The sequence below is a fragment of the Robinsoniella sp. genome, from assembly GCF_034124845.1.
Map to the genome: position 1 here is coordinate 40,480 of NZ_JAWYAJ010000495.1, position 19,881 is coordinate 60,360.

A 19,881-nucleotide genomic window follows, 5' to 3' on the forward strand; every position below is an offset into this window, starting at 1 on the left:
GTTAAAATAGAGATCTATAATTCCAGACTGGGTTTCCGCGTTCTGATTGGAAATATTTACATTTCTACAAAAAATCTGCTTCGTATTATTAATCTGAATGAGGCGACAAATCAGGAGCATAGAGAGTATTTCCGCATCACGGTAAGCGATGAGGCTTTTATCTACAGTACAGATCCAAAGGCTGTCTATGTACCTGCCCAGTCAGAGGATGGTAATCAGCAGGAAGGACTGTGTGTATCGCTGGTGGACATCAGCCTTGGAGGAATCCTGGTGAAGGTGCCGGAGGAAATGCCCATCGGAGAAGAATTCTGTATAAAGATACCTGCAATCGGGGCAGATGTATTATACAGGTGTATCGTGAGAAGGAAAGTAGGATTTGGAAACGATGATATTGGCATGGGATGTGAATTTCAGGATATGTCAGTTCTCCAGGAGGATTTACTCTATCGTTTTATTCTGAAAAGACAAAATGCCCAGTTAAAGAGGGTAAGATAAAGAGGCAGTATAATGAAAATGGACCGGCAGGATAGAAAAACGATAAGGTATAGAAGACTACTGATCTATACCTTTCTTCTCGTTATGGTATTTATGTATATTTCCACAAAGATCAGCATGCAGAAAGAGAAAGAGGCCCTTTTGGAAGTGCGGGAGACATCTGAGGTTGAGACAGAGATGAATCAAGGGGCGAATACGCAGATCGGGACGGAGCCTAAAGAAACAGCAGGATCACGGACAAAAGACAGCGGTAAAAACGCAGGGATGGACACAGGAACAGACACAGGAACAGTTACAGAAACAGATACCACGGGTTTCCAAATTGAGGAAGAGGATCTTTGGAGTCTGGTACTTACCAATGATAAATATCCCGTTCCGGATGGATATGAGTTCCGGGAGGTTTCCATACCGGATACGGATCAGACGATTGACAACCGTGTGTTGGAACCACTTATGAAAATGCTGGATGGGGCAAAAAAAGAGGGAATGAACCTGATCGTCTGTTCCGGTGCCAGGTCTTTTGAAAAACAGGAGCAGTTGTTTCAGCAGAAAAAACAATATTATATAGACAGCGGAAAGACGGAAGAGGAAGCGTATAATCTGGCTAAACGGGTAATTTCCGTTCCTGGATCCGGTGAGCATGTAATGGGACTGGCGGCTGATATCTATTCCCGGGATTACAAAGCCCTGGATGAAGGCTTTGCTGACACACCGGAAGGTAAATGGCTCAGAAAAAATTCCTGCAAATACGGTTTTATACTGCGGTATGACAAGGGAAAAGAGGCGGTTACAGGAATTGATTACGAGCCCTGGCACTTTCGCTATGTGGGAAAAAAGGCAGCGAAGTATTTAAAAAAGCATAAACTGTCGCTGGAGGAATTTTACGTTCAGGAAGGTTTATATGGATGATTCTAATTTTGTGAGAATGCACATTATTGTTAATGTTTACCAAAAAATAATAAAATTATTGTGCAATATTTCAGTAAAGAAATGTGAAGAAAGTTCGATAATTAGGATAGAGTGGCAAGGATAGAGATTCCTAATACTCAGCGCGGATAGGGCCCATCCGTCAGAAAGAATAAAAATAAAGAGGGAAATGGAATTCCCGGAAAATTACATGGAGGTAATATTATGATTATTCAACACAATATTATGGCTTTAAATTCACACAGACAGTTAAAAGGAAACAATGGCGCAACCAGCAAATCCCTTGAGAAGTTATCATCCGGATTTAAAATTAACCGTGCAGGCGATGATGCAGCAGGACTTGCTGTATCTGAAAAAATGAGAGCACAGATCAAAGGTCTGGAAGCAGCTTCTGCAAATGCCCAGGACGCAATCTCACTTGTTCAGACAGCTGAAGGTGGATTACAGGAAGTTCACTCTATCTTAAACCGTATGACAGAGCTGGCTACAAAGGCATCCAACGGTACTTATGATAATAAGGTTGACCGTAAGGCAAGCCAGGATGAAATGGACGCATTGCTGAAAGAAATTGACAGAATTTCCAGCAGTACGAATTTCAATGGGATTAACTTGTTAGATGGTAAATTGGGACAGGCTACAGCAGATCTTGCAGGATATGATAAAGCTTCTTTAAATACTGCATTTGCTACCACAGCTAAAATTGCAGTAACAGATGTTGAAGGCATTACGCTTACCAATATCGGCGGTACCGTTAAGATGGCTGCTAATGCGACCAGTGGCAATCTCGATGTGACTGTTACAGATGCAGATGGTAATGCTACTACTACATCATTAAATTTAGCAGACTATGTAAAGAATAAAGACGGTAGTGCTTTTACACCTGGTGTAAAGGGTGTAGAAGGATATGTTGATTTGACTTCAGTTGGCTTAGGAAAAATTAGTTTTATCACAACAGATACTTCTGGTACAGTTGCAAATCTTCAGACAGACCTTGTAGCAAAATTTGGTACAGCGGCAAATGTTACAGCATCAGCAGGCGGTGGAGCTGGAACAGGTCTGAAGCTTCAGATTGGAGAAACTTCTGCAGCGTATAATCAGTTAGAAGTTTCCATCAAAAGCATGGATACTGCCAGCCTCAAAATCCAGAACCTTAAAATTGACACACCGGATCTTGCAAAAGGCGCAATTGATAAAATCAAAGATGCGATCAACCAGGTATCCGATACCCGCGGTCAGTTAGGTGCTGTTCAGAACCGTCTGGAGCACACCATCAACAACCTTGGTGTAACAACAGAAAATATTACAGCAGCTGAATCCCGTATTCGTGACGTAGATATGGCAAAAGAAATGATGGAGTTCACAAAGAACAACGTTCTTATGCAGTCTGCTCAGGCAATGCTTGCTCAGGCAAATCAGCAGCCTCAGTCTGTATTACAGTTATTAAGATAATCATATTGAAGTATCAGCTACATAAAAACAAAGCTGTGCTTTTGCGGTTTCATGCCGCAGAAGCACAGCTTTTTATACTTGGCGCTGCTGGTTAGAACGCATAATCAGAGTAATTAGAGCAATTAATTATGTTTTAAGTACCATCTAAATTCATCAATGGCGTGGTTCTTTTTTTACCGCTAAAATAGCCTGTACCAGTGCACCGGTCACATCTGAAGCATATTTATCCTCTGCTTCTTTGCGTTTCACGGTATCGTTTTCATCAATTACAATGTATTTTGCCGGAAGGCGGTTTAGGGCAATCGCTGCAATATCTTTTTTGCACTTATTGCATTTACAGCAATTAAAACGCATGAGAGTAGCGTCCAGTTTGGAGACAACCAGTTCTTCCATTACATTTACAAGAACCATATTCTGAGATTCCCGAAGTCTTACGCCGGAAGTATTCTTCTTGAGCAACGGCTGCGGATAGGCGTTCTTAGCAGCTGATGTCTCAGTGAGAGATTGACTGGGGGCGGTTGGAGCGGATGATGGAGATCCATCAACTGAAGTATCCGGGCTCTGAACAGCTGACTGCATAGGTCTTACGGAAGTAGGCATTATTTTCCGATACATCATTTCTTTATCAATTTCATTTTTATTCTTTGGCATAATTACAGTCCTTTCCCTAAGATTTCTTCAGTCAGATTTTTATAATCAATTACTGCATTACACTTTGGCGCATACTCCAAAATCGAATGCTGGAGGGACTGGGCTTCACGCAAAGCCACACTTTCTCTGATAAACGTTTCAAAAACCGGGATCTGATAACTTTCCGAAATCATATCCACCGTTCCTTTTACCTCAACGCTGAAGCGTGTCCTGGGGTTGTGCTTTGTCAAAAGGATACCCAGCATGGTGATATGAGGATTACAGAATGTTTTTACACGGTCAATAGTCTCAAAGAGCTGTGTAATTCCCTGAAGACTGAAAATATCTGAAAGCATAGGTACAATTACGTAATCGGATGTGGTAAAAGCATTTACGGTCAGAATACCCAGGGCGGGAGGTGAATCAATCAGTATGTAATCATACATAGACTCCACCGGATGCAGGGCGTTTTTTAACAGATACTCCCTTTCGTTCCCTGTAAATTCTAACTCTACACTGCTTAACAGTATATTGGATGGAATAATATCTACAAGGGCAGTTCGCTGGATTGCAAACTGGGTTTTTAATTCCCCTTTTAAAACGTCATAGATTGTAGCGCTGTTCTCTGTATCTGCACCCATACTGAAACTAAGATTTCCCTGTGGATCCAGATCCACTGCCAGAACCCGGAATCCTCTTGCCTTGAGATTAACCGCCAGGGCGTTTGTAGTAGTTGTTTTGCCAACCCCACCCTTCTGGTTGGAAACAACAATTGTTTTTGCCATTATGAAACCTCCTCGTCAAATATCTGCATAACTTGACAATCATTATAGCAAGCTTAAAATTAATTTACAATAGAGAGTAATTAAAAAAGAAAATAAGGAAAAAGTTTCAAATAGGTATAAACTTTTACGAGAAAGGTTCGATAAATAGTATAGGATAATTATAGTTCAGAAAGGATGTTGGCAATGGAAATGAAAATCAGCAGAAATTATTCAGTTTATCAAAAAGTATTAAATACAGCAAAAGAGACAGAAAAGTTCCAGCAGGTATCCAGAACATCCGGTTCTGGATCGCGAAATGATGAGATATTGATTAGCGGAGAAGGATTGAAAAGGCAGGAAGCATCCATGCACGCCAATAGCTTGAAAGCAGAAATGGAAAAGGCCGGGTGTGCCGAGAAAGTAGAGCGTATCAGACAGCAATTTCAGGATGGTACCTATCAGATTAATGTACAGGATATCGCAAGGCGTTTGCTAAGCGGAATATGAGAAAGGATGGGAACGGAAGTTGCAGGAACTGATTGAATTTATGGAAGTATATACCTGTTTTTTTGAACAGGTAGAATGTAAACAGGAAGAAAAGCTGGATGCACTCCTATCCGGTGATATTCGAAAAGTGGAAGGTGCCATTGTTATGCAGCAGGCACTGGATAAACAGATTGCCAATATGGAGCAGCAGAGAATGGAGACATTCATGAGGCTTGGTATTTTGGAAAAAACATTCCGGGAACTTGTGGAAGAAAATCAGGGAGAAGACAGGAAAGTCCTTGGCAGTCTTTTTGAACGGCTGGACAAGGCGATTGGCAATATCCGGTTTTTGAATAAGAAAGCAATCAAGCTGGCACAGGATGCGCTGTCAAAAACGGACAGCAGGGATTTTGCAAGAAGCGGCGCCGGCCAGGCAGGAAATAAATATGTACAGTCCGGAGCAGCTACAGGATCTGTATGGAATACGAAGATATAGAAAAAACTTGAAAGAACAGAGGTGAATGATGTGAGACCTACATTTATGGGGCTGGAGACTACAAAAAGAGGTATTATGGTAAACCAGAAAGGTCTGGATGTAACGGCACATAATATGAGCAATATTAAAACCCGGGGCTATACGAGGCAGCGGCTGGATACATCTACTATGAGCAGTACGGGAACATCCAGATATCCAACCGGTTCCTGGTCTATGGCAGGGCAGGGAGTCCAGGCACAGGGAGTGGCGCAGATACGGAACACATTTCTGGATACCAGATTCCGGGAAGAGTATGGGGATGTGGGATATTATGATCAGAAGGCATCTATTTTAAGTGAAGTTGAGGCTGCGATTAGTGATCCGGAAGTAGAAGGAACGGGAATCCAGGATGCATTAAAGACCCTGTTTAATGCGCTGACCGATTTCAGTTCCAATGCGGACAATGCTACCCATGCCAACATAGTTATGACAGCATTTAAAGGAGTGGCGCACACGCTGAACCAATACGACCAGAAGTTAAAATCAATTGCACAGCAGGAAAAAGAGAACCTGGCGATTGCGGTGAAAGATATAAATGCGAAGATCGAACAGATCAGCCAGCTGAATAAAAGTATTACGGAAGAGGTATTTGTAAACCCTGATTATGACGGCATTAATTATGGTCCCAATGAATTGATGGATCAGAGAAATGTATTGCTGGATGACCTTTCCCGATATGGCAATGTAAAAGTACAGCCCCGGGAAGACGGCGGTGTCCAGGTTACGTTTAACGGCAAAGTCATCATCGATGCGGTTGGCGGAACTTATACCAGTGATGGGATCCGCCTGGGCGATGATGGAGTCTCCATGAGCTGGATCAGCGATTCCACGGGAATTGGATTGGATACCGGGGCTTTACGCGGTTTTACAGAAATGCTCACCGGTGACAATACACTCAGCAAGGGTATTCCGTATTATCAGAAAAAGCTGGATAATCTGGCAAATGCTTTTGCTCAGGCATTTAACCAGGTTGTGCCCAATGACGGAGCAAAAGAGGGAGAAAACCAGTTTAAAACATTACTTGAGGGAGACAGCGGAATTATTACGGCAGGTAATATTACAGTAAGTGATGCATGGGCAAAAGATCCGGCATATATTTTAAGACCGGAAAACCCGGATGGCGGTACAGATAATGAGTTTATACTGGCAATGAAAGCTCTTTTAGATCAGGATGTTCAGGTGGATGACGAGTTTACAGGTACTTTTAAAGAATATGTGACCTTTATCACCACTTCTCTGGGAAGTGATATTACGTTAAATAACGGAAGGCTGGATTCTTCCCTTTCGGTAGCGCAGAGTGTGGATGATAACAGAATGTCTGTGTCCGGTGTATCATTAAATGAAGAAGGCATTAATATGATGACCTACGATAAGGCATTTAAAGCGCTCAGCCGTTTAATGACGGTTATGGATGAGCAGCTTGAAATGCTGATAAATAAAACAGGCGTTGTAGGAAGATAGAACAGAACGGCCTGAATACTAAGAAAATACAGTTGATGGAAAGGGAAGCCACGCTTGTGGCGGTATTGCAGTGTAATATGCAATAAGCAATGGGTGTAATTATGAGAATAACAGAAAACGGACTTACAAATTCCTATATGGCAAGCTTAAACCGCAATATATCCAATTACGCTTCTTCTAATTTAAAGCTTTCATCCAGGCGTAATTTTAATCATGTTTCCGAAGATACGGCAACAGCATCAAAAGCATTTGTTGTCAGGGATCAGCTGGCTAAAAATGATTCCTATATCCGAACGATTGAAAGTGCCAGAAGTGAACTGTCATCGGCGGAAAGCAGTATCAATACCGTAAGTTCCATGCTTCAGACCATATATGAGCGTGTGACAAAGGGAATGAGTGACAACGTCCCGGTGGTAGACAAAGAATTAATAGCAAAAGAAATTGACGGTCTGAAAGAATCCATCATGCAGACGATGAATGCCCAGTTTGGGGATAAGTTTTTATTTTCCGGGTCGGGAAATAAAGATGTGCCATTTACCGTTGGAGAGGATGGAAAATTGATGTTTAACGGAGTCCCGGTAGATGATGCAACGGCTGCTACAGATTTTGGAGAGAATAAAGAGATTTATCTGGACATCGGATTTGGTTTGCAGGTATCGGGAGGTGTACTGGATCCTAAATCAGCAATTAAAGTATCTACCTCCGGTGCGGATGTTCTGGGATACGGAAAGTCCAAAGACAAAGACGGTACGGAAATGTCTAATAATATATACAACCTGATTGATGATATTACAAAACAGCTGCGTGCCGGAGATTCTGAGGGGCTGGGTAAAACAGTGACTCAGCTAAAGAAAAGGCAGAATTCTCTGTTGGGAACAATTGCAGAGATTGGTACCAGAGACAGCCTGCTGGAACGTACACAAGACAGGCTGGAGGCAGATCAGATCAATCTGAAAAAGCATCAGAATGAACTGGAATCTGTAAATCTGGAAGAAGAGTCCATTAATAACAAGGGTTATGAAATGGCATGGATGGTTACGCTGCAGCTTGGAAATAAAATAATTCCGGCATCTATATTTGATTTTATGAGGTAATTGCAGGAGAGAGGTGTTGAGAGATGAATGTATTGAAAATTACCACAACCCCCATTAAACTTTCTATGACATCACAAAAAGCCAGACTGGAATCAGAAATTCCGGCTCCGGAAGTAGAGATGGTCACAACTCATGGGCATTTTAACATGAGGTCTAAAAATATAAAGGTGAATATAGATACTTTTAATACCAGAGAAAGCGCCGGTTTCCGCACTGCCAGGGGGTTAATGCAGGATTCCTATGATGCAGGCAGACAGGACGCCCTGGATGCCATTGCCCAGTATGCTGAGATTGGTAACCAAATGGCTCAGATTCAGAAAGGGGCAAATATTCCGGACATTTTGTACCAGCAGAGAATGGTAAAAAGCGTGGCTACGGAACAGCGTTTTATTCCGTCCGTTGGACCCGATATTTCCTGGGAGCCCAACAGCCTGGAACTGGAGTATGTAATGGGACAGGTAGAGTTTACGCCTAACATAACCATGTCAAACAGAACCTATATACCAGGTGATCTGACCATTGACGTGGAGCAATATCCCAAGGTGGAAATTGAGTACGTGGCGGATCCTATTTATGTACCGCCCAGCGCAAACCCTAATTACCAGGAAATATAGTGTCACCTGGCGCCGATATCAGGCACTATATATCGGCGTATTTACGCCGTTAGGCGCTAGTACAGCAGGACAGGGGAGGAACAGCTAGATGCAGATTGAGACCAGAGATTTTGGTATTGTAGATATCAAAGAAACAAATATTATAACTTTTAAACAGCCTATTTTTGGATTCGAGGATTATACCCAGTTTGTATTGGTTTCAGACGGGAATATGGGAAACGGTATCTGCTGGCTGCAGTCAATCGAACAGAAAACGATATGCTTTATTTTAATAAACCCGCTGGAGGTCTGTAAAGATTATGCCCCTGTTGTAATGCAGGACGTATTATTTACCCTGCAGGCAGCGCCGGAGGATGAATTAGACTGCTGGGCGATCCTGGTAGTGGGGTCAGATTTCAGGAAGTCAACGGTAAATCTGAAAAGCCCAATCTTAATCAACCACAAAATGAAGTGTGCCATGCAGATCATATTGGATCAGGATTATCCAATCAGAAAGACTATATTTGACGGGGGGAGCGAGAAAGAGTAGATGCTTATTTTATCAAGAAAAGTAGGAGAGTCCCTGAAAATTGGAGATGATATTGAAATATTTGTCACAGAAATAAAGGGTGATAAAGTAAGACTTGGAATCTCGGCACCCTCAGAATTAAAAATAAACCGCACCGAGTTGTATCTCACTGTGGAAAACAACAAAGAGGCAGCAGATAAAGTAGATTTATTAAAAGTATTTCAGTTATCCAGAAGTCTGCATAATAACGGGAATGATACGGGAAATGAGGAATAAATGGAAGAAATAGAAAAACTCATGGGTCTTTTGGAACAGAAGAAACAGTATTTTATTTATTTCCGGAATGAAAGCAGCATGGCTGTGAATCTGACACTTACGGAAATAGACCAGTATGAAAAAGCGCTGGAAAAAAGAGGACAGCTGATACTGAAAATAAACCAAATTGATGAAGAAATCCGCCATATAGCAGAGAACATGGAAGATGGAGAGGAGGCATTGGCTGCACTGAAAAACACCAGCAGCTACGGAAGCCTGAAACCGTCGTTACAGAAGTTGTTTGAAATTGGTCAGGAAATCTTTAGCATAATCAATATGATACAGGAAACGGACCGGCAGGCTGCTGCAAATTTGAATCGGTTAATGTCAGAGGTTCAGGACAGAATAAAAGAAAACAATAAAAATACAAAGCTGACAGGATATTACAGCCACCTTAATTATGGTGTGAAAAAAGGATTCCTGTATAATGAAAAAAGATAGGGGGAAGTCAAATGTCAATAGAAACAGTAACAGGCGCTAAAAGCCGTAACATGATGCCTGGTCTGGTTTCGGGAATGGACACTGCAAGTATGGTTGACAGTATGTTGTCGGGCACGCAGTCGAAGCTGGATAAGCAGAATGCGGCAAAGCAGCAGATTTTGTGGAAACAGGAAATTTATCGTGATATTATATCAAAAGCAAATGCCTTTCAGACTAATTATCTCACATACAGCAGTTCAAAAAATATAAATTTCCTGTCAAACGGCTTTTATAACACCATGACAACTTCCAGCAGCTCATCTGCTGTAAAAGTACTGTCTACGGGGTCAAATGCGCCGGGAAGCATGTCCATCAAGGTGAACCATCTGGCTACCGCATATAAAGCCAAATCCACTACGCCCGTCTCACGGAACCTGGAAGGATCCATTGACATGGCAAAGCTGCTGGATGGTAAAACCTATTCCATTGACGTAACCCTTGACGGAGTCCGCAAGACAATTGAATTTAAGGGTACAAATGATCCGGGACAGACAGCAGATAAGAACATGCAGGATACTATTGATAATCTAAACCAGAATCTGAAGTATGTATTCGGCAGTACCGTGCAGGCTGTGAAAAGCGGAGGGAAAATTCAGATTGGAAGCAGCAGCACTACGAATACCATAACGGTAAATAAAACAGCTGTCAATGCCGGAGATGCAGATAAACCGGAGGATGCCTTGGGTCTGTTTGGACTGTCAGAGGGAGCTTCCAATAAAGTAAATCTGAATCAGGAACTGGGCAATGTATCCTTTTTGCAGGAGTTGGCAGGAGAAAAATTTGAATTTACTATTAATGGAAAAAAGATTAGCGTGGACAGGAACCAAAGTCTGGCAGAGGTAATCGGCTCCATCAATGGGAGCGGTGCCAACGTCCGTGTTACCTATTCCTCAAGTGAAGACCGCTTTATGATAGAATCCACCTTGATGGGAGACATTTCCGGAATTAAAATGGAACAGACTTCCGGGAACCTGCTGTCTGTATTATTTGGAAAAGGCAGCGGAAGCGGAGTGACGGGAGGTAAGGTCACTGCAAATGAATTAAAGGCTAAAAATAATGTAGACAGTACGCTGTTTAGCGCAATTCTGGACACTACGGATAAATCCAATGCTACTATGACCCTAAATGTAAACGGTATGCAGATTGGGGTTTCCGTTCCCGCAAATCCTGCCGGTGTGCCGTATACGGAAGCAGAATTTATTCAGGAGCTTAATAAGGCATTAGAAAACAGATTTGGAAAGGGAGCAGACGGCAATGCCAATATTTCCCTGCAAATCAACGGGGGACAGGCAGTCATACATTCCAAGGATGGCTACAGTGTTAAAATTGACCGTACCGGGGACTTTAATATGATGGAAGCTCTGGGGTTTGATGAAGGTCAGAAACAGGATGCCAACGAAGATACTTTATTAAGTGATCTTGGGTTAGGCGGAACTATTCATGTAAATGGAACCTCTCTTACCGTAAACCCTTCCTGGAGCCTGAAAGATTTTGCCAGGGAATTACAGAATGCTGGTGCCGGCACAGTTACCTTTGACAATGACTCCGGAACTTTATCCATACAGGGTGTAACAGGAAGCGGATTTACGTTGTCCGGGGGTGACGCAGATGGTAATGCGCTTTTGAAAAAGCTTATTGGAAACAGCAGCGTTACGTTTAATACTGCGGATGCTTCCCTTACGGAAACAGCAGGCAGTAATGCAGAATTAGAGGTAAATGGAGTACTTATTGAAAGGAACAGCAACCAGTTTCTCCTGGACGGAATTACCATCCAGTTAATGGAAACCACTACGTCGGCTATTAGCTTGACAAGCGAACGCAATACAGATAAAATTGTAGAAGGAATCAAGGATTTTGTTAAAGATTACAATGAATTTATTGATGGAGTCAACAGCCTTCTTCATGAAAAAGCCATGTATCAGCAGTACCCGCCGCTGACAGCGGAACAGAAGAAAGAAATGTCCGAATCAGAGATTAAATTATGGGAAGAGAATGCCAAAAAAGGACTTGTACGCAGTGATGATGACATCTCAGCCTTTTTAAGCAATATGCGGTCGGCATTCTATTCAAAACTGGATGAAGCGGGAATGGGCATTTATGATATAGGTATTGAGACCTCTTCCAATTATAAAGATTACGGCAAACTGGTTGTGAATGATGAGAAGCTTAAGGAAGCCGTTGCCAACAATATAGAAGGAGTCCAGAAGCTGTTCATGGCGGAGAAAAAGATCGTGAACGGGGAAGAACAGCAGGGGATCATGGGACTGCTGGATGATTACATAAAAAAAGCTGTCAATATGAGTTCCGGTTCTCCGGGTACTCTGGTACGGACGGCAGGTGTTGCCGGAATGACCACCGAGACCATGAATTACATGTATGACCAGCTTAAAGGAATAGACCAGAAAATTGCACAGCTTAAAAACCAGTACACTACAGAATATAACCGATACTGGAAGCAGTTTACCCAGATGGAAAAGATGATTCAGAACATGAATTCACAGGGCTCCTGGCTCAACCAGCAATTTTCGTAAATTAAAAAGGTAAAGTTTGGAACAAAAGCGTTCCATACTTTCTATTGAAGCAGTACCGCAGACTCATCAGCGGTATGCAAGGGGTATAAGAGTGAAAGAAAAACCGCTTTCACACTACTATAAATGCAGTATTGCAGACTTGTCTGCGATATGCAGGAGGTATAAAATGCAAAATCCATATGAGAAATATAAACAGCAGTCTGTCATGACAATGACCCAGGGAGATATGGTAAAGCTGTTGTTTGAAGAAGCTGTTAAACAATTAGAAAGAGGAACAGGCTGTATAAAAAATAAGGATATTCCGGGCAGTAACGATGCACTGCAGCGTGCCCAGAAAATATTTAACCATCTGCTCTCTACGCTGGATCAGCAGTATGAGATAGCAGGCAGTCTGGCTTCTTTATATGAGTTTTTTAACTATAAAATTATTCAGGCCAATATTAAAAAAGATCCGCAGGAGCTGGAGGATATCCTGCCTATGATCATTGAGTTGAAGGACACGTTTGCCCAGGCGGATAAACAGGCCAGGATACAGCAGAACGGATAAGGAGAACGTAAGACATGTCATTGTTTGAAAATAATGCGGCACAGGCACTCCGGAAAGGACTGGACGCTGCCTGGATCAGACAGCAGGTCAGCAGCCATAATATTGCCAACAGCGAGACACCGGGATTTAAAGCCAAAACAGTTCGCTTTGAAGAGATAATGCAGAAAGCAAAAGAAGGCACCGATGAGACCGGTGCACAATATAAAGCGGTGATTGGTGAGGATCAGTCAACAGCAGCCAGACCGGATGGAAATAACGTCAGTACTGAAAAAGAAGAGATGGATTTATGGGAAGCATATTACCAGTACTCCGCCATGACTAAGAGGATGTCTGCCAATTTATCAAGTCTCAGATATGTAATTAACAACACGGGCAAATAAAGAGATATAAGTCTGAACATAAAATACGCAGGAGAAAGGATGGGCAGAGATGTCATTTTTAAATTCGTTACATATAACAGGCTCGGCTTTAACAGCAGAGCGGTTCCGGACAGATGTGATTTTGCAGAATATTGCAAACCAGAATACAACCCGTACGGAGAATGGCGATCCCTATCGCAGAAAACAGGTGGTGCTGCAGGAACAGGAGCTGAATTTCCAGTCACAGCTGGATAAGGCGCTGACAGCGGCGGATAAAGGGGGTGTCATAGCCTCAGAGGTTGTGGAAAGCCAGGATGATTTTGTACCTGTATATAATCCCAGCCATCCCGATGCAAATGAAGAGGGATATGTGATGATGCCCAATGTTAATAGTGCGGAGGAGATGGTGGACCTTATGGCGGCTACCCGGGCCTATGAGGCTAATATTACTGCGTTGAATATTGGCAAAGCAATGGCTATGAAAGCACTGGAGATTGGCAAATAAAGACAGGGGCGGTGTTCTGCTTGAGGAAAAAGAATAGAAATCAGGGAGGAGGACAGGAGTGGCTCAATACCTATGCGGATATGATCACTCTTGTACTTACTTTTTTTGTACTGCTGTACAGTATTTCCAATGTAAATATTTCCAAGCTTGAGAAGGTTGCGGAAGCAATGCAGAAAAAACTGGGTATCGAAACTACGGTAGATATTTCTGAGATAGATCCGGATCTTAAGGTGCCGGCTATATCGGAAGACAAAAATAATCCGGAACAGGTGACTTCCCAGACAGAGAGCGTGACTTCACAGACACTGGAACAGCTTACAAATGAAATAAAGACTACGATTACCGACAATAATGTTGATGCATCGGTAGTAAAAGAAGATGATGTGGTTTATATCAGGTTCAAAAACGACCTTTTGTTTGATCCTGACAGTGCCGTGCTGCGGGAATCCAGTATTAATCTGATTGCACAACTAGGCAGCAGTTTCAAAAAGGCGGAAAATGAAATTTTAGCAATTTATATAAACGGACATACTGCGGAAGCGGTATCCCCGGTAAATGACCGGCTGCTGTCTTCACAAAGGGCGGATAATGTGGCAATTTATCTGGAAGAGCAAATGGGCATTGATCCCAAAAAGCTGATCTCCAGGGGGTATGGCAAAAATTATCCCATAGCCGATAATGCAACAAAGGAAGGCAGAGATGCCAACAGGCGTGTAGATATGATAGTACTTGGAAAGGATTTCAGCGTGTCTGATATGGATAAAGAAGGGGGAACAGAGTTTGATCCCTTGTCTCCGGTTGAGGTACCGGATGCCCTTAATAATCCATCGGAATAAATGCTAAGGAGTATGGCATTGCTGGAAAGTGATAGAAAGTGATAAAGACATATGATTTTAAGTCTCCGAAGAAATTTACAAAAGAGCGGATGGGAATGGTGGAGAATCTTTATGAAGGTTTTTCAAGATCTCTGGCAACTTATCTCACCGGGCTTTTGCAGATATTCTGTGAGATTAATGTTATAAAAATTGAGGAGCGGAGATACGGAGAGTTCAGCGGGGAACTCAGTGATGAATCTCTGTTTGGGCTTATTAATCTGATACCCGGGATCAAGGATTATAATGAGTCTCCCATGGTGCTCCAGATGGACCCCGCAATGGGGTTTTTTATGATTGAACGTGTTCTGGGCGGTTCCGGAACAGGATATCATCTTTCCAGATCCTTTACGGATATTGAAAAGGCGATCCTGGAATACCTGATGAAGAAGATTACCTTTTTTATTCAGGATGCCTGGTGCGGGTATATGGATATCAGGGCAGACCTGTCAGGGATTGAGACGAATGCCCATCTGCTGCAGATGAGCGCACCGGAAGATGTGGTTGTGGTAGTGGAAGAGGAAGTACATATACAGGATTTTACTGCCAGACTGCAGTTGGTAATGCCCGCTGCAAATGTGGAGGAGCTGACTTCCAAATTCGGGTTCCGGTATGCCCAGCAGATGCGAAAACAGGATGAGGAAAAAGGGCAGATACGGAAAGGGTACATTACCCAGCACCTGCTTGAGTCTGAAGTGGAACTGCGGGCAATTATCCAGGAATTCCAGCTCAGTACCCAGGAAATACTGGGGCTTCAGGTGGGGGATGTGGTACCTCTGAACAAAAATATAAACAGTAATATAGATATTGTCATTGATGATATGGAATGCTTTAAAGCTAAGATTGGACGTACGAAATTAAGGAAGGCAGTCCAGATCACAAAAGTTTTGTAATCTGGGGGGAATAGATATGGTAAAGATGGATATGGATGCGGTTGCAGAACTGATTTCAATGGCAATGACCTCAATAAGCAGTACCTTGACGGTTCTTCTGGGTAAGAAAGTACATATTTTCAAGCCAAAAGCTGAACGGATACTGGAAACGGATCTGGAGCAGATATTTCCAAGCCCCTTTTTAGCAGTGGGCGTATCATTGCAGAGAGGTGACATAAAGAGCAGACAGTTCTTTATGTTCCATAAAGAAACTTCGCAAATGGTTGCCAATATGGTCATGGGGGCGGAACAGAATATATACGGCGGCAGGATTGATGATATTTCACTGAGTATTCTACGTGAGGTGACAAGCCAGTGCCTTCGGTCCTCAGAAGAAGCCTTCGGGGAGTTTCTGGGAAAAAAAGTTGCACAGGAGCTCCTGGGAATATCGGTCATAGAGACATCCGGAGATCTGAATGCGCAGCTGCCTTTATTTAAGGGAGAACAGTGCATTGGATTCAGCGCCAGGATGAAAGTGGACGGAATCATAGATACCGACTTCTATGGCGTGGTCTCAGAACGGATGCTGGAATGTCTGGGAATTGATATCGGCAGACAAGAGGATGAAAAAAGACCGGGAACGGAGAAGAATCTGAAGGCGATTGCTGTGAAAAATATCAGGTTTCCGGAATTTAAAGTAACGGAAGAAGAGTATAACGTAAAAGAAATTGAAGAAAGCAGAGATAAAATCCGGGATATTTCCTTGGATGTATCTGTGCAGATAGGAAAAGCAGTCTGTACAGTGCGTGATATCCTGAATCTGGAAAAAGGGCAGATTATCGTATTGGATAAGCAGGCAGGTTCACCTGCAGATGTGGTGGTTAATGGAGTTCATATTGGAAAAGGCGATATGATTGTTTTAGAAGACCAGTTCGCTGCACGGATTACGGAGATTATAGATAAGAGGGAATAGGAATGCTTAGGATGCTGTTTTATTTCCTGGTGCTGATCGGTGTATTGGCACTGGCATATTATACGACAAAACTGATAGGAAAAAGCACGGGTATGAGGCAGACCCAGGGTAATATGAAAGTTCTGGACAGAATGCCTCTGACCCGCGACAGCTATCTGCTTGTTGTAGAGGTTGAAAATAAAATTATGCTTTTAGGGGTTTCCCCGGCTGGAATTACCAAGCTGGAAGACCTTGCGGCATATACGAAAGATAGTCCCATAGAAACGATGGATTTCAAAGCTGCTTTTTTAAAACAGCTGAAAGAAAATACCGGTCGCTTTGGCGGACACAGGAAGAACGGTGAGGAGAAATAATGCAAACCCAAGTATTGCCAAATAAGAAGTTGATTAAATATGGTACCATAACAGTTTTATCCTTACTTGTGGTTGTGGTACTCTTTTTTTGCTGTAAAAATAATGTAGAGGCTTCGGGAATTTCAGTTAATGTTACGGATGGAACCGGCAAAACAAATGGAATGGACACCATGGATGTGCTGTTCCTTTTTCTGTTTCTGGCAGTAGTACCGTCCCTGTTGCTGATGATGACCAGTTTTACCAGGATAATAATTTCTCTGTCATTTTTAAGAAGTGCATTGGGTACACAGCAGTCACCGCCGAACCAGGTTCTCATCGGTCTGGCTGTAATCCTGTCCCTTTTCATTATGGCACCTGTCATTGACGAGGTAAATGAGAAAGCTTACCAGCCATACCAGGAGGGGAAGATTACCAGAGAACAGGCAATGGATGTGGCACAGGAACCAATTAAGAAATTTATGTTAAAGCAGACGGAGAAAAAGAGCCTGGATTTATTTATGGAGATATCGAAGACGAAGCTTCCGGAGATAAAAGAGGGAGAAGGACCCGAGCGTTACATGCCGCTTAAACTTACGGTTATTGTACCATCCTTTATTTTAAGTGAATTGAACAGGGCATTTACCATTGGTTTTCTGATCTTTATTCCATTTTTGATAATAGACATGGTAGTGGCGAGTACCCTGATGTCCATGGGAATGGTTATGCTGCCGCCCACAATGATAGCGCTGCCCTTTAAAATCCTTTTATTTGTATTGGTAGACGGCTGGGGCATGATGATTAAGACGCTTGTTCAGGGATTTCGTTAGGAGGTAAATATGAGTACAGGTGATGCACTTGGAATATTAAAAGAAGCACTTTTAGTTTCATTTGAACTGGCAGGCCCTATGTTGATTTTAAGTATTGTGGTGGGACTGATTATCGCTATTTTTCAGGCGGCGACACAGATACATGAACAGACGCTGACCTTTGTTCCCAAACTGATTGTAATTGCTTTGGTGCTGCTGTTTTTGGGGTCCTGGATGTTTAATGTATTTGACGAGTTTTTTCAAAAGGTTTTTACTCTAATGGCATCTGTGTGAGTAACTCAAAAACAAAAACCCGTGAAAAGGAAATGTGGAGGGGAACATGATGGACGAGGTATTAGGGTATTTCAATGTCTTCCTTCTTGTCTTTGCAAGAATGGGAGGAATGATTTTGGCAAATCCCATTTTTGCCAGAAAAAATGTACCGGCGCGGGTCAGGATAGGACTTGTATTGGCGATCAGCTTGCTGCTTGCACCGAATCTGGATGGAACTGGAGTTGCTTCGCTGAATGATTTTGAGATGATTACCACAATGGTTAAAGAGGTAGCGTTTGGATTTGGGCTGGGTTTTGTGTTCTACTTCTTTTTTTATATGCTCTATGTAGCAGGAGATTTGATGGATACCGTATTTGGTCTTGCTATGTCAAAGATATTTGATCCCATATCGGGAGTACAGATGTCGTCAATCGGTAACTTCCTGACAATTTTATTTATACTGTACTTTTTTGCAACGGGAAGCCATCTGATCATGATCAAAATATTTACCTATTCATATGAACTGGTGCCCCTGGGCAGATTGTCTTTTAATTTAACGGTTATCAGCAATTTTTTTATAGATATTTTCTCGTCAGCATTTTTATTGTGCATCAAACTGACGCTGCCATTTGTAGCGGCAGAATTGATCGTGGAAGTGGCTATGGGCATCCTAATGAAGCTGGTGCCGCAGATTCACGTATTTGTGATTAATATGCAGTTTAAAATATTGACAGCAATTCTTCTGATGTTCTTTTTCGCACAGCCTATCGGAGATTTTATTGACCGTTATATCGGTACTATGATTACGGAAATGCAGAATTTTATGCAGTTAGTTTAGAAACACCAGCGCAGCAAAGGGGGGAGCATAGTTGGCGGCAGATGAAAAAACAGAGAAAGCCACTCCTAAGCGGCGTCAGGATGAGAGAAAAAAAGGCAATGTCTTTCAAAGCCACGATGTAGTCACCGTATTGACTATGCTGGTCAGCTTTAATGCTCTTAAATTACTGTCGCCGCAGATGTATGAAAATATAACCAGGTGCATGGAATCGTTTTTCGGCTATGCATCTGGTGTCAGCGTAATAAATCCCGACAATATCGGAGAGATGCTTTCTAATGGACTGATACTTTTCTTCTCCACTGCAATTCCAATACTTATGGTGGGAATTGTAGGGGCGGTTGCAGCCACCGGAATTCAGACACGTATGCTGTTTTCGGCAGATGCATTTAAATTCAAAGGGAACCGGATAAATCCTCTGCAGGGTTTTAAGAGGCTTTTTTCCGTCAGATCTTTAGTAGAGGTGCTCAAAGCGCTGATAAAAATAACAGTACTTGGAATTATGCTGTTCCAGCAGATCCAGGACAGAATCAGAGAATTCCCCCGGCTGATGGATGGGTCAGCCATTGGGGCAGTTACCTTTATCGGGGATACGATTGTATCGCTGGTTAATACGGTGGGGATCATCTTTTTGTTTCTTGCTCTATTTGATTACCTTTACCAGTGGTGGGATTACGAAAAGAATCTCCGTATGAGTAAGCAGGAAATAAAAGAAGAATATAAACAGACTGAAGGAGATCCCCAGATTAAGGGGAAAATAAAGGAAAAGCAGCAGCGTATGGCTAACATGCGAATGATGCAGAAAGTGCCGGAAGCAGATGTAATTATCCGTAATCCCACCCACTATGCAGTTGCCCTGGCGTATGATCCCGATAATAATACGGCGCCGGTGGTAGTTGCTAAAGGTGCGGATAAAATAGCACTGAAAATCGTAGAGATCGGTGAGGAGAACGGGTTATATATAGTAGAGAACAAACCTCTTGCAAGAGGCTTATATGAGGCTGTGGAGGTTGATATGGAGATCCCATCCAAGTATTACGAGGTAATTGCAGGCATGCTGGCATTTGCATATGAGCTGAAGAATAAAAAGCTTTAAATATTTGCTCTGTGGAGTAGAGGCGTTTTCATTACATAGGAGGCAGTATGATCTTACAGGATAAAGTTACAAAAGTATACCCCAACGGCGATAAAGCAAATGATAATCTGAGCCAGAAGATA

Annotated in this window: 25 protein-coding genes; 23 read left to right on the forward strand and 2 right to left on the reverse strand. The window is 42.5% G+C overall.

Going from position 1 to position 19,881, the window contains the following annotated elements; genetic code table 11:
* The 3 genes from ACH2DQ_RS24370 to ACH2DQ_RS24380 form a co-directional block, all read left to right on the forward strand.
* On the forward strand, positions 1-495 hold a 495-nt coding region (locus ACH2DQ_RS24370), incomplete at its 5' end, for a PilZ domain-containing protein (protein WP_395028579.1).
* A gap of 12 nt (positions 496-507) precedes the next feature.
* Positions 508-1,404: a M15 family metallopeptidase gene (locus tag ACH2DQ_RS24375; RefSeq protein ID WP_394912091.1), complete on the forward strand. Its 897-nt coding sequence runs from the start codon at positions 508-510 to the stop codon at positions 1,402-1,404.
* Positions 1,405-1,626: 222 nt separating this feature from the next.
* Positions 1,627-2,871, forward strand: coding sequence for a flagellin (locus ACH2DQ_RS24380; protein WP_394912092.1), 1,245 nt, complete (start codon positions 1,627-1,629; stop codon positions 2,869-2,871).
* A gap of 153 nt (positions 2,872-3,024) precedes the next feature.
* On the opposite strand, the gene ACH2DQ_RS24385 is transcribed toward ACH2DQ_RS24380, so the two are convergent.
* Positions 3,025-3,522, reverse strand: a complete 498-nt coding sequence (locus ACH2DQ_RS24385; protein WP_394912093.1) for a late competence development ComFB family protein — start codon at positions 3,520-3,522, stop codon at positions 3,025-3,027.
* 2 nt (positions 3,523-3,524) lie between these two features.
* Complete coding sequence (locus ACH2DQ_RS24390; RefSeq protein WP_394912094.1) at positions 3,525-4,286, reverse strand: ParA family protein; 762 nt, start codon at positions 4,284-4,286, stop codon at positions 3,525-3,527.
* Between the two features lie 183 nt (positions 4,287-4,469).
* Between ACH2DQ_RS24390 and ACH2DQ_RS24395 the strand changes: the two genes are divergently transcribed.
* The 20 genes from ACH2DQ_RS24395 to flhB all read left to right on the forward strand — a co-directional run bounded on the left by ACH2DQ_RS24395 (position 4,470) and on the right by flhB (position 19,759).
* Positions 4,470-4,772 (forward strand): flagellar biosynthesis anti-sigma factor FlgM, encoded by a 303-nt coding sequence (locus ACH2DQ_RS24395; RefSeq protein WP_394912095.1) that lies wholly within the window; start codon positions 4,470-4,472, stop codon positions 4,770-4,772.
* Between the two features lie 19 nt (positions 4,773-4,791).
* Positions 4,792-5,247 (forward strand): flagellar export chaperone FlgN, encoded by a 456-nt coding sequence (gene flgN / locus ACH2DQ_RS24400; RefSeq protein ID WP_394912096.1) that lies wholly within the window; start codon positions 4,792-4,794, stop codon positions 5,245-5,247.
* A 30-nt stretch (positions 5,248-5,277) separates the two neighbouring features.
* Complete coding sequence (flgK, locus tag ACH2DQ_RS24405; RefSeq protein WP_394912097.1) at positions 5,278-6,747, forward strand: flagellar hook-associated protein FlgK; 1,470 nt, start codon at positions 5,278-5,280, stop codon at positions 6,745-6,747.
* A gap of 101 nt (positions 6,748-6,848) precedes the next feature.
* Positions 6,849-7,841, forward strand: coding sequence for an FgL, flagellar protein (locus ACH2DQ_RS24410; protein WP_394912098.1), 993 nt, complete (start codon positions 6,849-6,851; stop codon positions 7,839-7,841).
* A gap of 23 nt (positions 7,842-7,864) precedes the next feature.
* Positions 7,865-8,455 (forward strand): DUF6470 family protein, encoded by a 591-nt coding sequence (locus ACH2DQ_RS24415; RefSeq protein ID WP_394912099.1) that lies wholly within the window; start codon positions 7,865-7,867, stop codon positions 8,453-8,455.
* 88 nt (positions 8,456-8,543) lie between these two features.
* Positions 8,544-8,984: a flagellar assembly protein FliW gene (fliW, locus tag ACH2DQ_RS24420; protein WP_394912100.1), complete on the forward strand. Its 441-nt coding sequence runs from the start codon at positions 8,544-8,546 to the stop codon at positions 8,982-8,984.
* Positions 8,985-9,239, forward strand: coding sequence for a carbon storage regulator CsrA (gene csrA, locus ACH2DQ_RS24425; protein WP_394912101.1), 255 nt, complete (start codon positions 8,985-8,987; stop codon positions 9,237-9,239).
* Positions 9,240-9,719 carry a hypothetical protein gene (locus ACH2DQ_RS24430; protein ID WP_394912102.1) on the forward strand — a complete coding sequence of 160 codons (480 nt, stop codon included), beginning with the start codon at positions 9,240-9,242 and terminating at the stop codon, positions 9,717-9,719.
* A gap of 11 nt (positions 9,720-9,730) precedes the next feature.
* Entirely contained in the window at positions 9,731-12,289 is a 2,559-nt protein-coding gene (gene fliD / locus ACH2DQ_RS24435; RefSeq protein WP_394912103.1) for a flagellar filament capping protein FliD, read from the forward strand.
* 166 nt (positions 12,290-12,455) lie between these two features.
* On the forward strand, positions 12,456-12,836 hold the full coding sequence (fliS, locus tag ACH2DQ_RS24440; RefSeq protein WP_394912104.1) for a flagellar export chaperone FliS: 381 nt from the start codon (positions 12,456-12,458) through the stop codon (positions 12,834-12,836).
* 14 nt (positions 12,837-12,850) lie between these two features.
* Positions 12,851-13,216, forward strand: coding sequence for a flagellar basal body rod protein FlgB (gene flgB, locus ACH2DQ_RS24445; protein WP_394912105.1), 366 nt, complete (start codon positions 12,851-12,853; stop codon positions 13,214-13,216).
* A gap of 49 nt (positions 13,217-13,265) precedes the next feature.
* Positions 13,266-13,700 carry a flagellar basal body rod protein FlgC gene (flgC, locus tag ACH2DQ_RS24450; RefSeq protein WP_394912106.1) on the forward strand — a complete coding sequence of 145 codons (435 nt, stop codon included), beginning with the start codon at positions 13,266-13,268 and terminating at the stop codon, positions 13,698-13,700.
* Positions 13,701-13,720: 20 nt separating this feature from the next.
* Positions 13,721-14,536, forward strand: a complete 816-nt coding sequence (locus tag ACH2DQ_RS24455) for a flagellar motor protein MotB (protein ID WP_394912107.1) — start codon at positions 13,721-13,723, stop codon at positions 14,534-14,536.
* 38 nt (positions 14,537-14,574) lie between these two features.
* On the forward strand, positions 14,575-15,465 hold the full coding sequence (locus ACH2DQ_RS24460) for a flagellar motor switch protein FliM (RefSeq protein WP_394912108.1): 891 nt from the start codon (positions 14,575-14,577) through the stop codon (positions 15,463-15,465).
* A gap of 16 nt (positions 15,466-15,481) precedes the next feature.
* A complete protein-coding gene (locus ACH2DQ_RS24465; protein WP_394912109.1) occupies positions 15,482-16,417 on the forward strand; it encodes a FliM/FliN family flagellar motor switch protein in 936 nt (311 codons plus the stop codon).
* Between the two features lie 2 nt (positions 16,418-16,419).
* Positions 16,420-16,770 (forward strand): flagellar biosynthetic protein FliO, encoded by a 351-nt coding sequence (fliO, locus tag ACH2DQ_RS24470; RefSeq protein WP_394912110.1) that lies wholly within the window; start codon positions 16,420-16,422, stop codon positions 16,768-16,770.
* 161 nt (positions 16,771-16,931) lie between these two features.
* On the forward strand, positions 16,932-17,576 hold the full coding sequence (gene fliP, locus ACH2DQ_RS24475; protein ID WP_394912173.1) for a flagellar type III secretion system pore protein FliP: 645 nt from the start codon (positions 16,932-16,934) through the stop codon (positions 17,574-17,576).
* A gap of 9 nt (positions 17,577-17,585) precedes the next feature.
* Entirely contained in the window at positions 17,586-17,849 is a 264-nt protein-coding gene (gene fliQ, locus ACH2DQ_RS24480; RefSeq protein WP_394912111.1) for a flagellar biosynthesis protein FliQ, read from the forward strand.
* A 46-nt stretch (positions 17,850-17,895) separates the two neighbouring features.
* Positions 17,896-18,666, forward strand: coding sequence for a flagellar biosynthetic protein FliR (locus ACH2DQ_RS24485; RefSeq protein ID WP_394912112.1), 771 nt, complete (start codon positions 17,896-17,898; stop codon positions 18,664-18,666).
* A 31-nt stretch (positions 18,667-18,697) separates the two neighbouring features.
* The gene (gene flhB / locus ACH2DQ_RS24490) at positions 18,698-19,759 is read left to right on the forward strand and encodes a flagellar biosynthesis protein FlhB (RefSeq protein ID WP_394912113.1); all 1,062 of its coding nucleotides are present in this window, start codon (positions 18,698-18,700) and stop codon (positions 19,757-19,759) included.
* The last annotated feature ends 122 nt before the right edge of the window (positions 19,760-19,881 follow it).

Bases quoted from the DNA above. Each gene is read 5' to 3' on its own strand.
- ACH2DQ_RS24375 (WP_394912091.1), top strand. From the start codon at position 508: ATGAAAATGGACCGGCAGGATAGAAAAACGATAAGGTATAGAAGACTA.
- ACH2DQ_RS24380 (WP_394912092.1), top strand. From the start codon at position 1,627: ATGATTATTCAACACAATATTATGGCTTTAAATTCACACAGACAGTTA.
- ACH2DQ_RS24385 (WP_394912093.1), bottom strand. From the start codon at position 3,522: ATGCCAAAGAATAAAAATGAAATTGATAAAGAAATGATGTATCGGAAA.
- ACH2DQ_RS24390 (WP_394912094.1), bottom strand. From the start codon at position 4,286: ATGGCAAAAACAATTGTTGTTTCCAACCAGAAGGGTGGGGTTGGCAAA.
- ACH2DQ_RS24395 (WP_394912095.1), top strand. From the start codon at position 4,470: ATGGAAATGAAAATCAGCAGAAATTATTCAGTTTATCAAAAAGTATTA.
- ACH2DQ_RS24410 (WP_394912098.1), top strand. From the start codon at position 6,849: ATGAGAATAACAGAAAACGGACTTACAAATTCCTATATGGCAAGCTTA.
- ACH2DQ_RS24415 (WP_394912099.1), top strand. From the start codon at position 7,865: ATGAATGTATTGAAAATTACCACAACCCCCATTAAACTTTCTATGACA.
- fliW (WP_394912100.1), top strand. From the start codon at position 8,544: ATGCAGATTGAGACCAGAGATTTTGGTATTGTAGATATCAAAGAAACA.
- csrA (WP_394912101.1), top strand. From the start codon at position 8,985: ATGCTTATTTTATCAAGAAAAGTAGGAGAGTCCCTGAAAATTGGAGAT.
- ACH2DQ_RS24430 (WP_394912102.1), top strand. From the start codon at position 9,240: ATGGAAGAAATAGAAAAACTCATGGGTCTTTTGGAACAGAAGAAACAG.
- fliD (WP_394912103.1), top strand. From the start codon at position 9,731: ATGTCAATAGAAACAGTAACAGGCGCTAAAAGCCGTAACATGATGCCT.
- fliS (WP_394912104.1), top strand. From the start codon at position 12,456: ATGCAAAATCCATATGAGAAATATAAACAGCAGTCTGTCATGACAATG.
- flgB (WP_394912105.1), top strand. From the start codon at position 12,851: ATGTCATTGTTTGAAAATAATGCGGCACAGGCACTCCGGAAAGGACTG.
- flgC (WP_394912106.1), top strand. From the start codon at position 13,266: ATGTCATTTTTAAATTCGTTACATATAACAGGCTCGGCTTTAACAGCA.
- ACH2DQ_RS24465 (WP_394912109.1), top strand. From the start codon at position 15,482: ATGGTAAAGATGGATATGGATGCGGTTGCAGAACTGATTTCAATGGCA.
- fliO (WP_394912110.1), top strand. From the start codon at position 16,420: ATGCTTAGGATGCTGTTTTATTTCCTGGTGCTGATCGGTGTATTGGCA.
- fliP (WP_394912173.1), top strand. From the start codon at position 16,932: ATGGACACCATGGATGTGCTGTTCCTTTTTCTGTTTCTGGCAGTAGTA.
- fliQ (WP_394912111.1), top strand. From the start codon at position 17,586: ATGAGTACAGGTGATGCACTTGGAATATTAAAAGAAGCACTTTTAGTT.
- ACH2DQ_RS24485 (WP_394912112.1), top strand. From the start codon at position 17,896: ATGATGGACGAGGTATTAGGGTATTTCAATGTCTTCCTTCTTGTCTTT.